This window comes from Streptococcus mitis (genome assembly GCF_023109105.1).
In the GTDB taxonomy this organism is placed as follows: Bacteria; Bacillota; Bacilli; order Lactobacillales; family Streptococcaceae; genus Streptococcus; species Streptococcus mitis_BW.
In genome coordinates this window covers 1-15,286 of the sequence record NZ_JALDTZ010000002.1, presented here as the reverse complement: position 1 = coordinate 15,286, position 15,286 = coordinate 1, and the positions used below count along the sequence as shown (strand labels likewise).

Sequence of the window (15,286 nt, the reverse complement as noted above, 5' to 3'; positions counted from 1 at the left end):
CACTCTCTTTCTAAAGTAATCATGATTCTATTTTGGATTGGGTTTTAATGGCCATTTTGATTGATCAATGTTATAAAATGGAGCAGTTTTATAGAAAGATATGTGTAATTTTTGAAAGAATTTATTCACTTCTTGTTCATTATTATCAATCCAATATTTCATAACATAGTTCCAAAAAACAGCATCACTTTGATAAATTTTCTTATTTCCTTCTCGTCTATCGCCATGATGTGAACCAGGTAATTTGAGTTTGGTTTCTAATTCAGCTAATTGTGAAAGGAATTGATCTTGAACATACTTTTTAGTGTAACCACTTGCAACAAGGTCAGCTTTTTTCCAAAATTCATCATCATTTACCAGGTTCACTTTCAGATAATCAAAAATGAGTTCTTCGGGTGATGATTTCCCAGGAAGGCTTAGTAAGTTATGATTTAAAGATTCAGTCTTTAAAGTCTGGTCTCCATCAACTATGGATATAGTTCTAATACTTGACTGTTTAGCAAATTTATCCGTTGCCAAAGCTTTTATTGCTTCAGAGGACAACTTTGCGTCTACTATATGAAAGAAGGACTCTATTATAATATTATGACTCTCTTGATATGATTGAATTAGATTGTTGAAGAAATCTTTTGCCTCATCATCTTCCAATAATACTGGAATCCGAGTATTTTCATAAATATTTTGCACTAGATTATTTTGTAAAAGTGCATTAATTGAGTACTTATTAATATTAGATAATAAATCAACATGGTCAACTTGATCAGTTAGATAAATCAATTTACCAATTTTTTTATCAAGGGAATAGTCAATTAGTGAAAAACTATGAGTAGTAAAAAAAATTTGAATTTTGTATTCATTTGAAAACTCTTTAAACTCATTTATCAATTTGATCTGAAATTCAGGATGTAAAGAGGCATCTAGTTCATCAATTAGTAATATACTTTCTATAGAATTATTTTCATTAGGATTTATACTTTCATAGTATGCTTTCAATGAAACTAATGATGTTAAAATTGTAAGTAAATTATCTTCGCCCGCAGAAATTGTATTTGAATCAATTCCCTCGGTAGTTGTCGAAAACTCTGTCTTAGATCGAATTCCTCCGAAATTATTCAATTTCCCATCAAAATGAATTTCATATCCAGTAAACTTCTTGTAGAGCTCACTTAGTTTATTAAGATATTTTTCTGGTAACTTATTAATAATATTTTTAAACTTACTTTCACCATCCCATTCACCATAGGAAAATAGTCTGAATGTTCCTAAATAGATAATTGGAATTTCAGGAAGTCTATCAGAAGTACCTCTCTTGTATTTAGGTTTAATTGCAAAGCGATCATGATTATTTATAGTTTTACTATTATGTCTTCTGAAATCTAAAGAATAGTTTTCAAAAACTGCGGTATAGAGAGTACCAGCTACTCCAGGAGCGGGATCATTATATTTTTTATCCCCTCGGGCTAATGCCTCAATCTTAGGATTGAATATTTTATTAATTTTTTGAATAGTTGATAAAACAGGATTATCTGACGAATTAGAAACTTTTTGATGAGAGTTACTTATCAAATGAAGTATGGATGATTTACAAGTTCCATTTGTTCCTGCTAAGATGTTAATATTATCATCAAAGTCTATTTTAAGGTTTTTAAGTTTTCTATATTGGATAAATTCTATTCTTCTCATACTCAATGACATCTTTCATCAATATTTATTATATATATTGAAAAGACTCCATCATAAGATGCAGTCTTATATATTTAACGGAAGACATGGGATTCGAACCCACGCACGCTGTTACACGCCTACCGCGTTTCCAACACGGCCTCTTAAGCCTCTTGAGTAATCTTCCAATACTTACTCAAATAGTCTACCATAAAGGCTCTTATCTTGCAATAAAAATTCTGGAAATAAGGAAAATGATAGAATTTGGAAGAAAGTGATAAAATATGCTTGACTTTGAAAGAAAGTGTGATAGAATGAATAGTGTAAACGATAACAGGAGGTGATTCAGTGTTAAAAACAGAGCGGAAGCAACTGATTTTAGAGGAATTAAATCAACATCATGTAGTTTCTCTAGAAAAATTAGTTAGTTTGCTAGAGACCTCAGAATCAACGGTTCGAAGAGATTTGGATGAGTTGGAAGCGGAAAACAAGCTTCGTCGCGTGCATGGTGGAGCAGAATTACCCCACTCCTTGCAGGAAGAAGAAACCATTCAAGAAAAATCTGTCAAAAACCTTCAAGAAAAGAAGTTGCTGGCTCAGAAAGCAGCTTCTCTCATTAAAGAAAAAGATGTCATATTTATCGATGCTGGAACAACAACTGCTTTTTTGATTCATGAATTGGTCAATAAGAATGTTACAGTCGTGACCAACTCGATTCACCATGCTGCTCAGTTGGTTGAAAAGCAGATTCCAACTGTCATGGTTGGAGGAAGTGTCAAGATGGCGACAGATGCTAGCATCGGGGGCGTTGCTCTTAACCAGATTAACCAATTGCACTTTGACCGTGCCTTTATCGGGATGAATGGTGTGGACGATGGCTATTATACGACTCCTGATATGGAGGAGGGAGCTGTGAAGCGTGCTATTTTAGAGAATGCCAAACAGACCTATGTCTTGGTCGATTCATCAAAAATAGGACAAACTTGCTTTGCCAAGGTAGCACCACTCAAACGAGCTATTGTTATCACAAGTCAAGGGCATGAGCTCTTGCAGGCTATTAAGGAGAAAACGGAGGTAATAGAAGTATGATTTATACAGTCACACTCAATCCATCCATTGACTATATCGTTCGTTTGGACCAAGTCCAAGTTGGTAGTGTCAATCGTATGGACAGTGATGATAAGTTTGCTGGTGGGAAAGGAATCAATGTCAGTCGTGTCTTGAAACGCTTGGATATTCCAAATACAGCGACTGGATTTATCGGTGGCTTTACTGGTAAATTTATTACAGATACTTTAGAAGAAGAAGAAATCGAGACGAGTTTTGTCCAAGTAGCAGAAGATACTCGTATCAATGTTAAAATCAAAGCAGACCAAGAAACAGAAATCAACGGAAGGGGTCCAACTGTTGAACCAGCTCAGTTAGAAGAATTGAAAGCTATTCTTTCAAGTTTAACAGCAGCAGATACAGTTGTCTTTGCTGGTTCAAGTACTAAAAATCTAGGCAATGTTATCTATAAGGATTTGATTGCCTTGACGCGTCAGACGGGTGCGCAAGTGGTTTGTGACTTTGAAGGACAGACCTTGATTGATAGTTTGGACTACCAGCCACTTCTTGTCAAACCAAACAATCACGAACTGGGAGCGATCTTTGGAGTTAAACTCGAAAGTTTAGATGAAATCGAGAAATATGCTCGTGAGTTACTGACTAAAGGTGCCCAAAACGTCATTATTTCTATGGCTGGTGACGGTGCCCTCCTTGTTACATCTGAGGGAGCTTACTTTGCTAAACCTATCAAGGGAACAGTCAAAAATTCAGTTGGGGCTGGTGATTCTATGGTTGCCGGATTCACAGGTGAATTTGTCAAATCAAAAGACGCAGTAGAAGCCTTCAAATGGGGAGTGGCTTGCGGAACAGCAACGACCTTCTCAGATGACTTGGCAACGGCAGAATTTATTAAAGAAACATATGAAAAAGTTGAGGTAGAAAAACGATGAGAATTCAAGACTTATTGAGAAAAGATATCATGTTGCTGGATTTGCAGGCAACTGAAAAAACAGCTGTCATTGAAGAGATGATTAAAAGTTTGACAGAGCACGGTTATGTGACAGATTTTGAAACCTTTAAAGAAGGCATTTTGGCGCGTGAATCCTTGACTTCTACAGGTTTGGGTGACGGAATCGCAATGCCTCACAGCAAAAATGCTGCTGTCAAAGAAGCGACTGTTCTTTTTGCTAAGTCGAACAAGGGTGTTGACTATGAGAGTTTGGATGGACAAGCAACTGATTTATTCTTTATGATTGCGGCTCCAGAAGGTGCCAATGATACCCACTTGGCTGCCTTGGCAGAATTGTCTCAATACTTGATGAAAGACGGTTTTGCTGACAAACTTCGCCAAGTAACATCAGCTGACCAAGTTATCGAACTTTTTAACCAAGCTTCAGAAAAAGCTGAGGAGCCGGTTCAAGCACCTACCAATGACTCTGATGACTTTATCGTAGCTGTTACAGCTTGTACAACAGGTATTGCCCACACTTACATGGCTCAAGAAGCCCTTCAAAAAGTTGCTGCTGAAATGGGTGTTGGAATTAAGGTCGAAACCAACGGTGCTAGCGGTGTTGGAAACCAACTAACTGCGGAAGACATTCGTAAGGCTAAAGCTGTTATCATAGCAGCAGACAAGGCCGTTGAAATGGATCGTTTCGATGGCAAACCTTTGATCAATCGTCCAGTTGCTGACGGTATCCGTAAGACAGAAGAGTTGATCAACTTGGCTCTTTCTGGAGATGCTGAAGTTTATCGTGCTGCTAATGGAGCAAAAACTGCAACAGCCTCTAACGAAAAACAAAGCCTTGGTAGTGCCTTCTACAAACACTTGATGAGTGGTGTATCGCAAATGTTGCCATTCGTTATCGGTGGTGGTATCATGATTGCCCTTGCCTTCTTGATTGATGGTGCTTTGGGTGTGCCAAATGAAAACCTTGGAAATCTTGGTTCCTACCATGAGCTAGCTTCTATGTTTATGAAAATTGGTGGTGCAGCCTTTGGTTTGATGCTTCCAGTCTTTGCAGGTTATGTTGCCTACTCTATCGCTGAAAAACCAGGTTTGGTAGCAGGTTTCGTGGCTGGTGCTATTGCCAAAGAAGGGTTTGCCTTTGGTAAAATTCCTTATGCCGCAGGTGGTGAATCCACTTCAACTCTTGCAGGTGTTTCATCTGGTTTCCTAGGTGCCCTTGTTGGTGGATTTATTGCTGGTGCCCTGGTTCTTGCTATCAAGAAATACGTTAAAGTTCCTCGTTCACTTGAAGGTGCAAAATCAATCCTTCTCTTGCCACTTCTTGGAACAATCTTGACTGGATTTGTCATGCTAGCTGTTAATATCCCAATGGCAGCAATAAACACTGCTATGAATGACTTCCTAGGGGGTCTTGGAGGAGGTTCAGCTGTCCTTCTTGGTATCGTCCTTGGTGGAATGATGGCTGTTGACATGGGTGGACCAGTCAATAAAGCAGCTTATGTCTTTGGTACAGGTACGCTTGCAGCGACTGTTTCTTCAGGTGGTTCTGTAGCTATGGCAGCAGTTATGGCTGGAGGAATGGTGCCACCACTTGCCATCTTTATCGCAACTCTTCTTTTCAAAGATAAATTTACTAAGGAAGAACGCAACTCTGGTTTGACAAACATCATCATGGGCTTGTCATTTATCACTGAGGGAGCGATTCCATTTGGTGCAGCTGACCCAGCTCGTGCTATTCCAAGCTTCATCCTTGGTTCAGCAGTAGCAGGTGGCCTCGTTGGTCTTACTGGTATCAAACTCATGGCGCCACACGGAGGAATCTTCGTGATCGCCCTTACTTCAAATGCCCTCCTTTACCTAGTTTCTGTCTTGGTAGGAGCAATCGTAAGTGGTGTGGTCTATGGTTACCTACGCAAACCACAAGCATAAAACTTAGATAGAGAATGAAAGATTGTACCATTTGGTGCAGTCTTTTTCTCTTTCCGAAATGCCTGTGAAATATGGTATAATAGAAGAATGGCAAACAAGAATACAAGTAAAACAAGACGGAGACCGTCTAAAGCAGAACTCGAAAGAAAAGAAGCGATTCAACGAATGTTGATTTCATTAGGAATCGCGATTTTATTGATTTTCGCAGCCTTCAAATTAGGGGCTGCGGGTATAACTCTTTACAATTTAATTCGCTTGCTGGTGGGTAGCCTAGCTTATCTGGCAATATTTGGTATCCTACTCTATCTCTTCTTTTTCAAGTGGATACGAAAACAGGAAGGGCTCCTATCTGGATTTTTCACCATATTTGCTGGCTTACTCTTGATTTTTGAGGCCTACTTAGTTTGGAAATATGGTTTGGATAAGTCGGTCCTAAAAGGAACCATGGCTCAGGTTGTGACGGATTTGACTGGTTTTCGAACGACCAGTTTTGCTGGAGGGGGCTTGATTGGGGTCGCTCTTTATATGCCAACCGCCTTTCTTTTTTCAAATATCGGTACTTACTTTATTGGAGTTATCTTGATTTTAGTGGGGACTCTCCTAGTCAGTTCTTGGTCTGTCTATGATGTTGCTGAATTTTTCAGTAGAGGCTTTGCCAAATGGCGAGAAGGGCATGAGCGACGAAAAGAGGAACGCTTTGTCAAACAAGAAGAAAAAGCTCGCCAAAAGGCTGAGGAAGAGGCTAGATTAGAACAAGAAGAAGCTGAAAAAGCCTTACTCGATTTGCCTCCTGTTGATATGGAAACGGGTGAAATTCTGACTGATGATGGTGTGCTTGACGTTCCTCCTGTTCCAGAAGAAGAGTGGGTGGAACCAGAAATTATCCTGCCTCAAGCTGAACTTGAATTCCCTGAACAGGAAGATGGCTCTGATGCTGAAGATGTTCAGGTCGATTTTTCAGCCAAGGAGGCTCTTGAATACAAACTTCCAAGCTTACAACTCTTTGCACCTGATAAACCCAAAGACCAGTCTAAAGAGAAGAAAATTGTTCGAGAAAATATCAAAATCTTAGAAGAAACCTTTGCTAGCTTTGGTATCAAGGTAACGGTTGAACGGGCTGAAATTGGACCTTCAGTAACCAAGTATGAAGTCAAGCCAGCAGTAGGTGTAAGGGTCAACCGCATTTCCAATCTAGCCGACGACCTCGCTCTTGCCTTGGCAGCTAAGGATGTCCGGATTGAAGCTCCAATTCCTGGGAAATCCTTAGTCGGAATCGAAGTACCTAACACCGAGATTGCGACAGTTTCTTTCCGAGAACTATGGGAACAATCTCAAACGAAAGCAGAAAATCTCTTGGAAATTCCTTTAGGAAAGGCTGTTAATGGTACCGCAAGAGCTTTTGACCTTTCTAAAATGCCCCACTTGCTAGTCGCAGGTTCAACGGGTTCAGGGAAGTCAGTAGCAGTTAACGGTATTATCGCTAGCATTCTCATGAAGGCGAGACCGGACCAAGTTAAATTTATGATGGTGGATCCCAAGATGGTTGAGTTATCTGTTTACAATGATATTCCCCACCTCTTGATTCCAGTCGTGACAAATCCACGTAAGGCTAGCAAGGCTCTTCAAAAGGTTGTGGATGAGATGGAAAATCGTTATGAACTCTTTGCTAAGGTGGGAGTTCGGAATATTGCAGGCTTTAATGCCAAGGTAGAAGAGTTCAATGCCCAGTCTGAGTATAAGCAGATTCCACTACCACTCATTGTCGTGATTGTGGATGAGTTGGCGGACCTCATGATGGTGGCCAGTAAGGAAGTAGAAGATGCTATCATCCGTCTTGGACAGAAGGCACGTGCTGCAGGTATTCACATGATTCTTGCAACTCAGCGTCCATCCGTTGACGTCATTTCTGGTCTGATCAAGGCCAATGTTCCTTCTCGTGTGGCATTTGCAGTTTCATCAGGGACAGACTCCCGTACGATTTTGGATGAAAATGGAGCTGAAAAACTGCTTGGTCGAGGTGATATGCTCTTTAAACCGATTGATGAAAATCATCCTGTTCGTCTCCAAGGCTCCTTTATCTCAGATGACGATGTCGAACGCATCGTAAACTATATCAAGGCTCAGGCGGATGCAGACTACGATGAGAGTTTTGATCCGGGAGAAGTTTCTGAAAATGAAGGTGAATTTTCTGATGGCGAATCTGGAGGTGATCCTCTCTTTGAAGAGGCCAAGGCTTTGGTAATCGAAACTCAGAAAGCCAGTGCATCCATGATTCAGCGTCGTTTGTCTGTTGGATTTAACCGTGCGACCCGCCTCATGGAAGAACTTGAGATGGCAGGTGTCATCGGTCCAGCTGAAGGTACTAAACCAAGAAAAGTTTTACAACAATAAAAAATAGCTTCTTTCCAAATTTGGAGGGGAGCTATTTTACTGGCTATTGATTACTTTTATACTCTTCGCAAATCAAATTCAAACCACGTCAGCTTCGCCTTGCCGTACTCAAGTACTGCCTACGGCTAGCTTCCTAGTTTGCTCTTTGATTTTCATTGAGTATTATTTTCCGAAGTTGGAGTATTATTGGACTGCTTTTCAGTTTCAGTGGCAGGTTTACTTGGAGTAGGAGTAGAAGAGTCTTGAGTTGCTGTTTTCTGCTCTTCTTTTTTCTCTTCCTTGATGCTGGATTTTGGCGTTTCTTCTTGTTGTGTTTTTTCTTGAGAAGTGTTATTTTCCTTATTGGGACTAGTGTTTTCCTGAGGGGATTCCTTTTGAATTTCTTTGACAATGGTTGTCGTCTGGGTTGTCGTAGGTTCTTTTTTAGTATTTTTGTTATTATCCAAGGCGTTCATGATAGTGATACTCGCGGTAATTAAGCCAAGGATACTACCGATAGTAGCAATGGTTTTTTGAAAGACTGTAAAGCCTTTTTTGATGTGTTCTGTTTTTGGTTTTGAAGTTCTACGATAATTAGACATGCATTCTCTCCTTTAACTAAAATTTATTATACCTCATTTCTTTAAAAAAATCTTAAAAAAAGAGGAATTGCCCTTTCTTGTCGCAAGCTCCGTTTCATGATACAATAGAAGGAGTGATTTTAGAAAGTGTGAGAAAACATGATTTACTTTGATAATTCGGCGACGACCAAGCCCTATTCTGAAGCCCTTGAAACCTATATGCAGGTCGCTTCAAAAATTTTAGGAAATCCATCTAGTCTCCATCGTTTAGGAGAACAGGCAACACGAATCTTAGATGCTTCTCGCCAACAGATTGCAGATTTAATCGGTAAGAAAAGCGATGAAATCTTCTTTACTTCTGGTGGGACAGAAGGAGATAACTGGGTCATCAAGGGTGTGGCCTTTGAAAAAGCCCAGTTTGGCAAGCACATCATCGTATCAGCCATTGAGCATCCGGCAGTCAAGGAGTCAGCCCTCTGGCTGAAAAGTCAAGGGTTTGAAGTGGATTTTGCTCCAGTTGATGAGAAAGGATTTGTGGATGTTGAAGCGCTAGCAGGTTTAATACGACCTGATACGACCCTCGTTTCCATCATGGCTGTGAACAATGAAATCGGATCTATCCAGCCTATTGAGGCTATTTCAGAACTGTTGGCAGACAAGCCAACTATTTCCTTCCATGTTGATGCGGTTCAGGCGCTTGCCAAGATTCCGACTGACAAGTACCTGACAGAACGAGTGGATTTCGCGACTTTCTCTAGTCACAAGTTCCACGGAGTTCGTGGTGTTGGCTTTGTCTATATCAAGTCTGGCAAGAAGATTACGCCTCTTTTAACAGGTGGTGGTCAGGAGCGCGATTATCGTTCAACAACTGAAAATGTGGCAGGGATTGCAGCGACAGCCAAGGCTCTCCGTTTGTCTATGGAAAAGCTAGATTTCTTTACTAGCAAGACTGGGCAGATGAAGACAGTGATTCGTCAAGCCCTTCTGGATTATCCAGATATTTTTGTTTTCTCAGCTGAGGAAGACTTTGCCCCTCATATTCTGACTTTTGGAATCAAGGGTGTTCGTGGAGAAGTTATCGTTCACGCCTTTGAAGACTACGATATTTTTATTTCTACGACCTCTGCTTGTTCGTCCAAGGCTGGAAAACCCGCAGGCACCTTGATTGCCATGGGAGTGGACAAGGATAAGGCCCAGTCAGCTGTGCGTCTAAGTCTAGACCTTGAAAATGATATGAGTCAGGTCGAGCAGTTTTTGACCAAGCTAAAATTAATTTACAATCAAACTAGAAAAGTAAGATAGGAGCATTTATGCAGTATTCAGAAATTATGATCCGCTATGGAGAATTGTCAACTAAACACAAAAATCGTATGCGTTTCATCAATAAACTTCGTAATAATATTTCAGACGTTTTGTCTATCTATCCTCAAGTTAAGGTAACCGCAGATCGCGACCGTGCCCACGCTTACCTCAATGGTGCTGATTACACCGCAGTAGCAGAATCCCTCAAACAAGTATTCGGGATTCAAAACTTTTCTCCCGTTTATAAAGTCGAAAAGTCTGTGGAAGTTCTTAAGTCTGTTGTCCAAGAGATTATGAAAGATATATACAAAGAAGGCATGACTTTTAAAATCTCTAGTAAACGTAGCGACCACACCTTTGAACTTGACAGTCGTGAACTCAACCAAACACTTGGAGGAGCTGTATTCGAAGCCATTCCAAACGTACAGGCTCAGATGAAAAATCCAGATATTAATCTTCAGGTGGAGATTCGTGAGGAAGCGGCTTATATTTCTTATGAAACCTTTCGTGGAGCAGGAGGATTACCTGTGGGAAGTTCTGGTAAAGGTATGCTCATGTTATCAGGAGGAATTGATTCACCTGTGGCAGGTTATTTAGCTCTTAAACGAGGGGTTGATATTGAGGCAGTTCACTTTGCTAGTCCACCTTACACGAGTCCTGGTGCACTTAAAAAAGCCCAAGATTTGACTCGTAAATTAACCAGGTTTGGGGGCAATATTCAGTTTATCGAAGTACCTTTCACAGAGATTCAAGAGGAAATTAAGGCCAAAGCGCCAGAAGCCTACCTCATGACCTTGACACGCCGTTTTATGATGAGAATTACCGACCGTATCCGTGAGGTACGAAATGGTTTAGTTATCATCAATGGGGAAAGTCTTGGTCAAGTAGCTAGCCAGACCTTGGAAAGCATGCAGACTATCAACGCTGTGACCAGCACTCCAGTCATTCGTCCTGTGGCTACTATGGATAAGTTGGAAATTATTGACATCGCCCAAGCAATCGATACCTTTGATATTTCTATCCAGCCTTTTGAAGACTGCTGTACGATTTTTGCACCTGATCGTCCGAAAACAAATCCAAAGATTAAGAACGCGGAGCAGTATGAGACACGTATGGACGTTGAAGGATTAGTTGAGCGAGCAGTGGCAGGGATTATGATTACTGAGATTACACCTCAAGTTGAAAAAGATGAAGTAGATGACTTAATTGACAATCTGCTTTAATCAGAAAATCCAAAAGAATTTAGGAAAATAAATTAAAAAGTTAGTTTTTAATCCAAAAATGGAAGCAAAACTGACTTTTTTTCTATTTTTATGATATAATGAGATAAAATTTTGAATATAGAGAGTTTTCTGACAATGAATCAATCCTACTTTTATTTAAAAATGAAAGAACACAAACTCAAGGTTCCTTATACTGGTAAGGAGCGCCGTGTACGTGTTCTTCTTCCCAAAGATTATGAGAAAGATACAGACCGTTCCTATCCTGTGGTTTACTTTCATGACGGGCAAAATGTCTTTTATAGTAAGGAATCTTTTATTGGTCATTCATGGAAGATTATCCCAGCAATTAAACGAAATCCCGATATCAGTCGCATGATTGTCGTTGCTATTGACAATGATGGCATGGGTCGGATGAATGAGTATGCGGCTTGGAAGTTCCAAGAATCTCCTATCCCGGGGCAGCAGTTTGGCGGTAAGGGTGTGGAGTATGCCGAGTTTGTCATGGAGGTGGTCAAACCTTTTATAGACGAGACCTACCGTACCAAAGCTGATCGCCAACATACGGCTATGATTGGTTCCTCATTAGGAGGCAATATTACCCAGTTTATCGGTTTGGAATTCCAAGACCAAATTGGATGTCTAGGAGTCTTTTCATCTGCAAACTGGCTTCACCAAGAAGCTTTTAACCGCTATATTGAGCGCAAGAAACTATCGCCTGACCAGCGCATCTTCATCTATGTGGGGACGGAAGAAGCTGATGATACAGACAAGACGCTTATGGCTGGCAATATAAAGCAGGCCTATATCGACTCGTCGCTTCGCTATTACCATGACTTGATAGCAGGGGGAGTTCATCTGGATAATCTTGTCTTGAAAGTTCAGTCTGGTGCTATCCATAGTGAAATTCCTTGGTCGGAAAATTTACCAGATTGTTTGAGATTTTTTGCAGAAAAATGGTAAGTTAGAAAAAGAGAAAGCCGATGCATATTGAAAACCTTAGCCACTGGAGTGGCCATCTTAACCGTGAAATGTACCTCAACCGTTATGGGCATGCTGGGATTCCAGTTGTGGTCTTTGCTTCATCAGGTGGTAGTCACAACGAATACTATGATTTTGGCATGATTGATGCCTGTGCTTCCTTTATCGAGGAAGGCCGTGTTCAGTTCTTTACCCTATCCAGTGTAGATAGTGAGAGCTGGTTGGCCACTTGGAAAAATGGTCACGACCAAGCAGAGATGCACCGTGCCTACGAACGCTATGTGATTGAGGAGGCTATTCCTTTTATCAAGCATAAGACAGGTTGGTTTGATGGCATGATGACGACAGGTTGCTCGATGGGTGCCTACCATGCAGTCAACTTTTTCCTCCAGCATCCAGATGTCTTTACCAAGGTGATTGCTCTTAGTGGTGTTTACGATGCACGTTTCTTTGTAGGCGATTACTACAATGATGATGCTATTTACCAAAACTCGCCAGTAGATTATATCTGGAATCAGAACGACGGCTGGTTTATTGACCGTTACCGTCAGGCAGAGATTGTGCTTTGTACGGGCCTTGGTGCCTGGGAACAAGACGGTCTACCATCTTTCTACAAGCTCAAAGAAGCCTTTGATCAAAAACAAATTCCAGCCTGGTTTGCTGAATGGGGACACGATGTCGCCCACGACTGGGAATGGTGGCGTAAACAAATGCCCTATTTTCTTGGACACCTGTATCTATAAAAGGAGTTACCTATGAATTACCTTGTTATTTCTCCCTACTATCCGCAAAATTTTCAACAGTTTACGATTGAACTAGCCAATAAAGGAATCACAGTATTGGGAATTGGTCAAGAACCCTATGAGCAATTGGATGAGCCCTTGCGCAATAGCCTGACTGAGTATTTCCGTGTTGATAATCTTGAGAACATAGACGAAGTTAAACGTGCAGTTGCTTTTCTCTTTTATAAACATGGCCCAATTGACCGCATTGAGTCTCACAATGAATACTGGCTGGAGCTGGACGCAGCACTCAGAGAACAATTCAATATCTTTGGTGCCAAACCAGAGGATCTCAAAAAGACTAAATATAAGTCTGAAATGAAGAAACTTTTCAAAAAAGCAGGTGTCCCTGTGGTTCCTGGAGCTGTTATCAAGACGGAAGCAGATGTAGATCAAGCAGTGAAAGAAATTGGCCTGCCAATAATTGCCAAACCTGATAATGGAGTGGGAGCAGCCGCAACCTTTAAACTTGAGACAGCAGACGATATCAATCACTTCAAGGCTGAGTGGGACCATTCGACCGTTTATTTCTTTGAGAAATTTGTCACTTCCAGTGAAATTTGCACCTTTGATGGACTAGTGGACAAGGATGGAAAAATCGTCTTTTCAACAACCTTTGACTACGCCTATACACCGCTTGATCTCATGATTTACAAGATGGACAATTCCTACTATGTGCTCAAGGATATGGATCCTAAACTGCGCAAGTATGGGGAAGCGATTGTCAAGGAATTTGGGATGAAAGAACGTTTCTTCCATATAGAGTTCTTCCGCGAGGGGGATGATTATATTGCCATCGAGTACAATAACCGTCCTGCAGGTGGTTTCACTATCGATGTTTATAACTTTGCTCATTCCTTGGACCTCTATCGTGGCTATGCAGCCATTGTTGCAGGAGAGGAGTTCCCAGTGTCAGAGTTTGAACCTCAGTATTGTTTGGCTACTTCTCGACGTGCAAATGCTCATTATGTCTATTCTGAGGAGGACTTGCTTGCCAAATACAGTCAGCAGTTCAAGGTTAAAAAAATCATGCCAGAGGCCTTCGCGGAACTTCAAGGAGATTACCTGTATATGCTGACAACTCCGAGCCGACAAGAAATGGAGCAGATGATTGCTGATTTCGGACAACGTCAATAATAAGAACTCTCGGATTAAGGAAATTCACTCCCTTAATCCTTTTGCTTTTTTATACTCTTCGAAAATCTCTTCAAACTACGTCAGCGTCGCCTTATCGTAGGTATGGTTACTGACTTCGTCAGTCTTATCTACAACCTCAAAACGGTGTTTTGAGCAGCCTGCGGCTAGCTTCCTAGTTTGCTCTTTGATTTTCATTGAGTATTATAATAAACGAAATCGCTTTCTTATATATTCTTTTAGAAAACTTGTTGCTAAAAGATATAAAAATTGATAGAATAAGGATTGTCTAAAAAATTTTAAGGAGAATCTATCAAATGGATTTCACATGGGCAATTAAATATGCCACTGAATTTTTGGCTACTGCTATTTTGATCATTCTTGGTAATGGTGCAGTTGCTAACGTTGAACTTAAAGGTACGAAAGGTCACCAAAGTGGCTGGATCGTTATCGCTGTTGGTTATGGTATGGGTGTTATGATCCCAGCCTTGATGTTTGGTAACGTATCTGGGAACCACATCAACCCAGCCTTCACTCTTGGACTTGCAATCAGCGGTCTCTTCCCTTGGGCACAAGTAGCTCCTTATATCCTTGCACAAGTTTTGGGTGCTATCTTTGGTCAAGCCTTGGTTGTGGCAACACACCGCCCATATTACTTGAAAACTGAAAATCCTAACAATATCTTGGGTACTTTCTCAACAATTTCAAGTTTGGATAATGGTACAAAAGAATCACGTTTTGCAGCAAGTGTTAATGGTTTTGTAAACGAGTTTGTTGGTTCATTTGTTCTTTTCTTTGCAGCGCTTGGAATGACTAAAAACTTCTTTGGTGCTGAACTAGTATCAAAAGCACAAGCAGCTATTAATGCTCAAGTTGCACAAGCAACTACTCAAGGTCAAACAATTCCTCAAGAGCAAGTAACAGCAGCACTTGACCAAGCTAAAGAACAAGTAGCACCATTTATGACATCTGGTCTTGGAATTGCTCACTTGGCACTTGGATTCCTTGTTATGGCCTTGGTAACATCACTTGGTGGACCTACAGGACCTGCCTTGAACCCAGCCCGTGACTTGGGACCACGTCTCCTTCATGCTTTCCTTCCAAAATCAGTTCTTGGTGAGCACAAAGGTGATTCAAAATGGTGGTATTCTTGGGTACCAGTAGTAGCACCTATCGCAGCAGCAATTGCGGCAGTAGCTATCTTCAAATTCCTTTACCTATAAGAAATTGAGGCTCTTTGTCAACTGTAGTGGGTTGAAGAAAAGCTAAGATCGAGAAAGGACAAATTTCGTCCTTTCTTTTTTGATA

Annotated in this window: 12 protein-coding genes and 1 tRNA gene; 10 read left to right on the top strand and 3 right to left on the bottom strand. The window is 40.8% G+C overall.

Annotation, left to right across the window (positions count from 1 at the left end):
• Window positions 1-27: 27 nt before the first annotated feature.
• Together M1F37_RS01605 and M1F37_RS01600 are read right to left on the bottom strand one after the other, a co-directional pair.
• On the bottom strand, window positions 28-1,683 hold the full coding sequence (locus M1F37_RS01605; RefSeq protein ID WP_247934464.1) for an AAA family ATPase: 1,656 nt from the start codon (window positions 1,681-1,683) through the stop codon (window positions 28-30).
• Between the two features lie 78 nt (window positions 1,684-1,761).
• Window positions 1,762-1,849 (bottom strand) — tRNA-Ser (locus M1F37_RS01600).
• A 161-nt stretch (window positions 1,850-2,010) separates the two neighbouring features.
• Between M1F37_RS01600 and M1F37_RS01595 the strand changes: the two genes are divergently transcribed.
• The 4 genes from M1F37_RS01595 (at window position 2,011) to M1F37_RS01580 (ending at window position 7,999) form a co-directional block, all read left to right on the top strand.
• A complete protein-coding gene (locus M1F37_RS01595; protein ID WP_247934463.1) occupies window positions 2,011-2,751 on the top strand; it encodes a DeoR/GlpR family DNA-binding transcription regulator in 741 nt (246 codons plus the stop codon).
• Window positions 2,748-3,659, top strand: a complete 912-nt coding sequence (pfkB, locus tag M1F37_RS01590; protein ID WP_247934462.1) for a 1-phosphofructokinase — start codon at window positions 2,748-2,750, stop codon at window positions 3,657-3,659. Before M1F37_RS01595 ends, pfkB begins: the two co-directional genes overlap by 4 nt.
• Window positions 3,656-5,608: a fructose-specific PTS transporter subunit EIIC gene (locus M1F37_RS01585; RefSeq protein ID WP_247934461.1), complete on the top strand. Its 1,953-nt coding sequence runs from the start codon at window positions 3,656-3,658 to the stop codon at window positions 5,606-5,608. Before pfkB ends, M1F37_RS01585 begins: the two co-directional genes overlap by 4 nt.
• Before the next feature lie 87 nt (window positions 5,609-5,695).
• Window positions 5,696-7,999, top strand: coding sequence for a DNA translocase FtsK (locus M1F37_RS01580; RefSeq protein WP_348771855.1), 2,304 nt, complete (start codon window positions 5,696-5,698; stop codon window positions 7,997-7,999).
• A gap of 152 nt (window positions 8,000-8,151) precedes the next feature.
• On the opposite strand, the gene M1F37_RS01575 is transcribed toward M1F37_RS01580, so the two are convergent.
• On the bottom strand, window positions 8,152-8,580 hold the full coding sequence (locus M1F37_RS01575) for a DUF6556 family protein (protein ID WP_247934459.1): 429 nt from the start codon (window positions 8,578-8,580) through the stop codon (window positions 8,152-8,154).
• Between the two features lie 138 nt (window positions 8,581-8,718).
• On the opposite strand from M1F37_RS01575, the gene M1F37_RS01570 reads away from it, so the two are divergent.
• The 6 genes from M1F37_RS01570 (at window position 8,719) to gla (ending at window position 15,201) form a co-directional block, all read left to right on the top strand.
• The gene (locus M1F37_RS01570; RefSeq protein WP_247934458.1) at window positions 8,719-9,861 is read left to right on the top strand and encodes a cysteine desulfurase family protein; all 1,143 of its coding nucleotides are present in this window, start codon (window positions 8,719-8,721) and stop codon (window positions 9,859-9,861) included.
• 8 nt (window positions 9,862-9,869) lie between these two features.
• On the top strand, window positions 9,870-11,084 hold the full coding sequence (thiI, locus tag M1F37_RS01565; RefSeq protein ID WP_247934457.1) for a tRNA uracil 4-sulfurtransferase ThiI: 1,215 nt from the start codon (window positions 9,870-9,872) through the stop codon (window positions 11,082-11,084).
• A 135-nt stretch (window positions 11,085-11,219) separates the two neighbouring features.
• Window positions 11,220-12,044 (top strand): alpha/beta hydrolase, encoded by an 825-nt coding sequence (locus tag M1F37_RS01560; protein WP_247934456.1) that lies wholly within the window; start codon window positions 11,220-11,222, stop codon window positions 12,042-12,044.
• Between the two features lie 20 nt (window positions 12,045-12,064).
• The gene (locus M1F37_RS01555) at window positions 12,065-12,805 is read left to right on the top strand and encodes an esterase family protein (protein WP_247934455.1); all 741 of its coding nucleotides are present in this window, start codon (window positions 12,065-12,067) and stop codon (window positions 12,803-12,805) included.
• 12 nt (window positions 12,806-12,817) lie between these two features.
• Complete coding sequence (locus M1F37_RS01550) at window positions 12,818-13,981, top strand: ATP-grasp domain-containing protein (protein ID WP_247934454.1); 1,164 nt, start codon at window positions 12,818-12,820, stop codon at window positions 13,979-13,981.
• A gap of 314 nt (window positions 13,982-14,295) precedes the next feature.
• Entirely contained in the window at window positions 14,296-15,201 is a 906-nt protein-coding gene (gla, locus tag M1F37_RS01545; protein ID WP_247934453.1) for an aquaglyceroporin Gla, read from the top strand.
• Window positions 15,202-15,286 lie beyond the last annotated feature (85 nt).

Excerpts from the sequence above, each read along its gene's own strand:
- M1F37_RS01575 (WP_247934459.1), bottom strand. The coding sequence starts at position 8,580 with ATGTCTAATTATCGTAGAACTTCAAAACCAAAAACAGAACACATCAAA.
- M1F37_RS01550 (WP_247934454.1), top strand. The coding sequence starts at position 12,818 with ATGAATTACCTTGTTATTTCTCCCTACTATCCGCAAAATTTTCAACAG.
- M1F37_RS01555 (WP_247934455.1), top strand. The coding sequence starts at position 12,065 with ATGCATATTGAAAACCTTAGCCACTGGAGTGGCCATCTTAACCGTGAA.
- pfkB (WP_247934462.1), top strand. The coding sequence starts at position 2,748 with ATGATTTATACAGTCACACTCAATCCATCCATTGACTATATCGTTCGT.
- M1F37_RS01585 (WP_247934461.1), top strand. The coding sequence starts at position 3,656 with ATGAGAATTCAAGACTTATTGAGAAAAGATATCATGTTGCTGGATTTG.
- thiI (WP_247934457.1), top strand. The coding sequence starts at position 9,870 with ATGCAGTATTCAGAAATTATGATCCGCTATGGAGAATTGTCAACTAAA.
- M1F37_RS01570 (WP_247934458.1), top strand. The coding sequence starts at position 8,719 with ATGATTTACTTTGATAATTCGGCGACGACCAAGCCCTATTCTGAAGCC.
- gla (WP_247934453.1), top strand. The coding sequence starts at position 14,296 with ATGGATTTCACATGGGCAATTAAATATGCCACTGAATTTTTGGCTACT.
- M1F37_RS01580 (WP_348771855.1), top strand. The coding sequence starts at position 5,696 with ATGGCAAACAAGAATACAAGTAAAACAAGACGGAGACCGTCTAAAGCA.
- M1F37_RS01605 (WP_247934464.1), bottom strand. The coding sequence starts at position 1,683 with ATGAGAAGAATAGAATTTATCCAATATAGAAAACTTAAAAACCTTAAA.
- M1F37_RS01560 (WP_247934456.1), top strand. The coding sequence starts at position 11,220 with ATGAATCAATCCTACTTTTATTTAAAAATGAAAGAACACAAACTCAAG.